Origin of the sequence: Streptomyces ipomoeae 91-03 (genome assembly GCF_000317595.1) — a bacterium.
Taxonomy (GTDB): domain Bacteria; phylum Actinomycetota; class Actinomycetes; order Streptomycetales; family Streptomycetaceae; genus Streptomyces; species Streptomyces ipomoeae.
In genome coordinates this window covers 1-5,360 of record NZ_AEJC01000576.1, presented here as the reverse complement: position 1 = coordinate 5,360, position 5,360 = coordinate 1, and the positions used below count along the sequence as shown (strand labels likewise).

4 protein-coding genes are annotated in these 5,360 nt (G+C 68.6%); 1 reads left to right on the top strand and 3 read right to left on the bottom strand.

Features of this window, described 5'->3' with window-relative positions; all coding sequences use genetic code 11:
- Window positions 1-117 precede the first annotated feature (117 nt).
- Window positions 118-1,080, top strand: coding sequence for a BRO-N domain-containing protein (locus STRIP9103_RS37390; RefSeq protein ID WP_009333722.1), 963 nt, complete (start codon window positions 118-120; stop codon window positions 1,078-1,080).
- Between the two features lie 93 nt (window positions 1,081-1,173).
- Here STRIP9103_RS37390 and STRIP9103_RS37385 read toward each other — a convergent pair whose 3' ends face one another.
- Genes STRIP9103_RS37385 through pdhA form a run of 3 tightly spaced genes read right to left on the bottom strand, consistent with a single transcriptional unit; the run spans window position 1,174 to window position 4,890 of the window.
- On the bottom strand, window positions 1,174-2,619 hold the full coding sequence (locus tag STRIP9103_RS37385; RefSeq protein WP_009333724.1) for a dihydrolipoamide acetyltransferase family protein: 1,446 nt from the start codon (window positions 2,617-2,619) through the stop codon (window positions 1,174-1,176).
- A gap of 10 nt (window positions 2,620-2,629) precedes the next feature.
- On the bottom strand, window positions 2,630-3,661 hold the full coding sequence (locus STRIP9103_RS37380; RefSeq protein WP_009333718.1) for an alpha-ketoacid dehydrogenase subunit beta: 1,032 nt from the start codon (window positions 3,659-3,661) through the stop codon (window positions 2,630-2,632).
- A 2-nt stretch (window positions 3,662-3,663) separates the two neighbouring features.
- Entirely contained in the window at window positions 3,664-4,890 is a 1,227-nt protein-coding gene (pdhA, locus tag STRIP9103_RS37375; protein WP_009333720.1) for a pyruvate dehydrogenase (acetyl-transferring) E1 component subunit alpha, read from the bottom strand.
- Window positions 4,891-5,360: the final 470 nt, after the last annotated feature.

Here is a 5,360-nt window from a genome sequence, read left to right as displayed (position 1 = left end):
CCTCGTTCCCGGACGTCAATCCGACCGGCCGCCATTCACCCGCAATAGCGAACATAGTTACCCCTACTGGCATATTCGATTTCCTCCGCCTTACGTTCCGCTGCGGAGGTGGTTCAGATGATCGAACCCAGCAAGCACGAACCCGATCCGGGGCGACGGCACGAGGCAATCAACATCAGCGACTTCGTCTATGCCGCGACGGGTGCCCGGGTACGCCGACTGACGATGCCGGACGGGGCGCATTGGTTCCCAGCTGTAGATGTGTGCAAAGAGTTGGGACACACCAACACACAGAAGGCGCTCTCCGACCATGTTCCAGAGGAGCATCGAGACAATCTTGAGACCCTAACTGGAGGTTACAGTCTCAGCATTCCCGCAGGTAGAGAGTGGCGTCGAGACATGAACGTGATCTCTCTCCAAGGTCTGATCCTTCTGGTCAACGCATGCACGAAGCCCTCCTGTCTGCCCTTCAAACAGTGGGTCGCCGAAGTAATCGAGGCTGTGCAGCGGAACGGCTCCTACACTCTCGCAAAGGCCGAGGTACAACCTTCCGGGCCCGACGGCCCCATCGCATACGCCATGCCGGAGCAGGTCGCCGAAGCCATCGTCCGTCTCGAAGAGCGCAATCTTCAGGCAGACGAGCAACTCGCTGCCGCCCAACACAAATCGCTGGCGCTGCAAGAGCAGACAGTGGAGATGCAGCGTGCCACCCTCGCTGTCCAGCAAGCCATCGCCCAAGCCATGGAACGCATCGCGAACCGGCTCGATGTTCTGTCCGTCGAGCGGCCTGCGCCCGCCGACACCGCTTTCTCGGCGCATCCGACCACGGAATCCGTACTGGCCGACTGGCGGGAGCGGTTGTCCGTGACTGCGGACGTGTGGACCGTGGCCGTGGTGATCGCCCCGGTGCTCGTCGAGGAGGGTGAGTTGCGGCAGCCGTTGGAGGCGATCGCGGCTCGTACGGGGCTGTCGGTCCACCGCGTCAACGAATGTCTCCGGCTGCTGCGTAAGCACGCCTGCATCCACCCCAGGGGCGCGACGGAGGACGGCGCGCCGGTGTACGTGCTCAGCCGAGGCTGACGGCGCCTGAATAGGCACTGAACGCAGAAGGGGTCGGTAGCAACCTGAATTTGCTACCGGCCCCTTCGCTTTGAGCCTATCCAGTCCAGGACATCAGCCCCAGGTGATCAGCCTCTTCGGCTGCTCCAGAATCGCCGCCACATCCGCCAGCACCTTCGAGCCCAACTCCCCGTCCACCAACCGGTGGTCGAAGCTCAGCGCCAGGGTGGTGACCTGCCGGGGCTTCACCTTCCCCTTGTGGACCCACGGCTGGAGCTTGATCGCGCCGACGGCGAGAATCGCGGACTCGCCGGGGTTGAGGATGGGTGTGCCGGTGTCGATGCCGAAGACGCCGACGTTGGTGATGGTGATCGTGCCGCCCTGCATGGCCGCCGGGGACGTCCTGCCCTCCTTGGCTGTGGAGACCAGTTCGCCCAGGGACTCGGCGAGTTGCGGCAGCGTCTTGGCGTGGGCGTCCTTGATGTTCGGGACGATCAGGCCGCGGGGGGTGGCGGCGGCGATGCCGAGGTTCACGTAGTGCTTGACCACGATCTCCTGGGCGGCCTCGTCCCACGACGCGTTGATGTCGGGGTTGCGCCTGATCGCCACCAGCAGGGCCTTGGCGATGAGCAGCAGCGGGTTCACCCGCAGGCCCTGGAGCTCCTTGTCCTGCTTCAGCTCCTCGACCAGCTTCATCGTGCGCGTCACATCGATCGTGACGAACTCGGTGACGTGCGGCGCGGTGAACGCCGAGCCGACCATCGCCGCGGCCGTCGCCTTGCGGACGCCCTTGATGGGGATACGGGTCTCGCGGGTGCGGTCGTACGACACCACCGGCGCCGGAGCGGGGGGCGCCTGCGCCGCCGGGGCTGCCGTCGGCTCGGGGGCCTTCGGTGGGGCCACCGCCGCGTGGACGTCCTCCCGGGTGATGATGCCGTCCGGGCCGGACGGGGTGACCGTGGCCAGGTCCACGCCGAGGTCCTTGGCCAGCTTGCGCACCGGCGGCTTCGCCAGCGGACGCGGCGTGGTCACACCATGCTGCCCGTGCCCGTTCAGCTCGCCCTGGATGCCCTGGAGCGCGGTGGCGCCGTACAGGCTGTCCTCCGGGGGAGCCGCCACCGGTGGCACACCCCTGCGGGGGCGGCGCTTCGTGGAGGACTCGGCGACGCCGTACCCGACGAGCACCGGCTTGCGCCCCTCGGGCTTGGCCGGGGCCGGGACGGGCTTGGGCTCGGCCTTGACCGCCGGCTCGGCCTCGGCGGGTGCCGTGGGCGCCTCCCCGGCGGGCGCCGCGGCGCCCCCGGTGACATCCACCGCGATGATCGAGGTGCCGACGTCGACCGTGGTGCCCTCGGCGAAGTGCAGCGCGCGGACGACACCGTCGTACGGGATCGGCAGTTCGACGGCGGCCTTGGCCGTCTCGACCTCGCAGACGATCTGGCCGTCGGTGACCGTGTCACCGGGCTGGACGTACCACTTGAGGATCTCGGCCTCGGTGAGTCCCTCGCCCACGTCGGGCATCTTGAACTCGCGCAGAGACGTGTCTGTCATCGTCGTCAAGACCTCTCCCTCAGTAGGCCAGCGAGCGGTCGACGGCGTCGAGCACCCGGTCCAGACCCGGCAGGTACTCCTCCTCCAGGCGGGCCGGCGGGTACGGGGCGTGATAGCCGCCGACCCGGAGCACCGGGGCCTCCAGGTGGTAGAAGCAGCGCTCCGTGATCCGGGCGGCGATCTCCGCGCCCGAGCCGAAGAACACCGGGGCCTCATGGACCACGACCAGACGGCGGGTCTTCTCCACGGCGGTCTGGATCGAGTCGAAGTCCAGGGGGGACACCGACCGCAGATCCAGGACCTCCAGGGACTTGCCCTCCTCGGCCGCCGCGTCGGCGACCTCCTGGCAGAGCTTCACCATGGGGCCGTACGCGACGAGCGTGAGGTCCGTGCCCTCCCGGACGACCCGGGCCTTGTGCAGGGGGCCGGGGATCGCGTCCGGGTTGACCTCGGCCTTGTCCCAGTAGCGGCGCTTCGGCTCGAAGAAGATCACCGGGTCGTCGCTCTGGATGGCCTGCTGCATCATCCAGTAGGCGTCCGAGGCGTTGGAGGGGCTGACCACCTTCAGGCCCGCCACATGCGCGAACAGCGCCTCGGGGGACTCGGAGTGGTGCTCGACGGCGCCGATGCCACCGCCGTAGGGGATGCGGACGACGACCGGGAGCTTGACCTTGCCCAGCGAGCGGGCGTGCATCTTGGCGAGCTGGGTGACGATCTGGTCGTACGCCGGGAAGACGAAGCCGTCGAACTGGATCTCGACCACCGGGCGGTAGCCGCGCAGGGCGAGGCCGATGGCCGTGCCGACGATGCCGGACTCGGCGAGCGGGGTGTCGATGACGCGGTCCTCGCCGAAGTCCTTCTGGAGGCCGTCGGTCACCCGGAAGACGCCGCCGAGCTTGCCGACGTCCTCGCCCATGATGAGGACCTTGGGGTCGGTTTCGAGGGCCTTGCGCAGCGATTCGTTGATCGCCTTGGCGAGCGCCATGCTCTTCGGCGCCGACGCCGAACCCTGAGCCGACGCCGAAGCCGATGTCGCGGTCTGCGTGGTCATCGCTACTTCCCCTCCTCTACGTCCACGTCGGCGAACGACGCCTGGTACGCGGCGAACTGCGCGCGCTCCTCGTCCACGAGCGCGTGGCCGTCCGCGTACACGTTCTCGAAGACGGCGAAGTGGTCCGGGTCGGGCATGGCACGCACCACTTCGCGCACTCGCCTTCCCAACGCCTCGCTCTCCGCTTCGAGTTCCGCGAAGAATCCCTCGTTCGTGTCAGTTTCGGATTCCAGATGGCTGCGCAGGCGCGCGATCGGGTCCTTCGCCTCCCAGGCCACCCGCTCCTCGTCGTGCCGGTAGCGGGTCGGGTCGTCGGAGGTGGTGTGGGCGCCCATGCGGTACGTGTACGCCTCGACGAGGGTGGGGCCCTCGCCGCGCCGGGCCCGCTCCAGTGCCCACTTGGTCACCGCGAGGCAGGCGAGGACGTCGTTGCCGTCGACGCGGACGCCGGGGAAGCCGAAGCCCTGGGCGCGCTGGTAGAGCGGCACCCGGGTCTGGCGCTCGGTGGGCTCGGAGATGGCCCACTGGTTGTTCTGGCAGAAGAACACGACCGGCGCGTTGTAGACCGCGGAGAAGGTGAACGCCTCGGCGACGTCGCCCTGGCTGGAGGCGCCGTCGCCGAAGTACGCGACGACCGCGGAGTCCGCGCCGTCCTTGGCGACGCCCATCGCGTAGCCCGTGGCGTGCAGCGCCTGGGAGCCGATGACGATCGTGTAGAGGTGGAAGTTGTTGCTGTTCGGGTCCCAGCCGCCGTTGTTCACGCCGCGGAACATGCCGAGCAGATTGGTCGGGTCGACGCCCCGGCACCAGGCGACGCCGTGCTCGCGATAGGTCGGGAAGACGTAGTCGTCCTCACGGGTGGCCCGGCCGGAGCCGATCTGGGCGGCCTCCTGGCCGAGCAGCGAGGCCCACAGCCCCAGCTCCCCCTGGCGCTGCAGGGAGGTGGCCTCGGCGTCGAAGCGGCGGGTCAGCACCATGTCGCGGTACAGGCCGCGCAACTCGTCAGGGGTGATGTCGGCGACGTACGCGTCGTACGGGGCGGTGCCCGCGTTCTTGACGCGCTTGCCCTCGGGCGTCAGCAGCTGGACGAGCTCGGGCTCGGCGCCGGCCGTCTTCTTCGCAGTGGTGCGCTTGGTGCCGGTGGTGCCGGCCGCCTTGCCACCGGTGGTGCCGGTCTTGCCTGCGGCGCTGCGTCGCGGCTTGCGCGCGGCAGTGCTCTCCACGGTCACGTGTGCTCCTCCGTCGGTCCGGCCCCCGGGATTGCCGGAAGACCAGTGCGGCTCGCCTGATCCCGGTCCCGTGCACGGGGTGGGTGCCCTTGGCCGGGAACAGACGTGACAGGTGCCCCGGCGAGCGCCCTGCACGAGGCACGTTACCCAGTGCCCCACATCCCTGTGAAACCCTTCCTGACCTGCATTTTTCCTTGGATTTCCAAGTATTTCGGTACTGGGACGTCCAAGTAAGTCGCGCATGTCGGGAACAGCTGCTGGTCACAGCACTGGTTACAGCCTCGCAGGGGGCCGGAACACGGGCACGTTATCCCGGCCGACCCTGGCTCGGGAAGAGCTCGCCTGGCGGAGTCCCGCGTGTCCTGGGCGTCGTTTCCAGCCGCGGGTCCGTCGTGGTTGCTCGCATCGGGCGGCACAGCCGCACGGCGTCACAGCCCCGCGCCCCTCGGCGTCCGGGACGTGGCTCCGGA